Raw genomic sequence first — 711 nt, 5'->3', positions numbered from 1 at the left:
TGCCAATTCATCCCAACGTTGCAGGCGCAAAGCGGCGCGTGCGTACCATTCTAATTGTTCGTCGGTCAGTTGCTTGCGGTCGGAAACGCGGCCGTAGTAGCTCAAAGCAGTCGGCATGTTTTGGCTTTGTGCATGGTAGTGGCCCAGTACGCCCCATGCGAAGCTGCGTTGTTCGCGGCTGAGGCCTGATTCCATGTCGGACAGGGTAGCGGCGGCAGAAGCGGATTTGCGTGCATCTTTGCCGATCACGCTCAACAGGCTGTATTCGGTCGCACCTTGCGCTCCACCTTCAAACGGGCTGCCCAATGCGGCGGCGAGGTTGCGTGCATCTGTGGTTTGACTGTTGCTCAACAAGCCGCGCACGCGACGCCATGCGTCGTTGGTGTTCAGACGACCTGAAGCTGCCGCACTTTCAACCAAGCGGGTACAGCCGGCAGGTAGTTTGCCGGTCACGCGAACCAGCTCGGCGGCTTTGCTGTAATTGCCGCTGCTCAAATCGGCATAACATTGCACTTCTTGGGCGACGCCGGCGGCGTTCAATTTACTGAATTCTTGACGGAACAAATCCCATTGGCCGCGCGCGCCCAAGGTTTTCAGCCATTCGTTGCGGACGTTTTCAGCCATTGCGCTGTCGCTGGCTTGGGATAAAAATTGTTGTACCCAAGCATCGTCACCGCGTTTGGCGGCATCAATGGCGCTTTGGTATTGGCT

General features: G+C 57.4%; 1 pseudogene. It reads right to left on the bottom strand.

Annotated features, from left to right (window positions below):
• A pseudogene (locus ACTHUM_RS16665) lies at positions 1-711 on the bottom strand (lytic transglycosylase domain-containing protein); the annotation flags it as partial.

This window comes from Neisseria sp. P0021.S006, assembly GCF_051956895.1.
The sequence above is the reverse complement of the archived record's forward strand: the minus strand, read 5'-3'. Positions and strand labels throughout refer to the sequence as shown.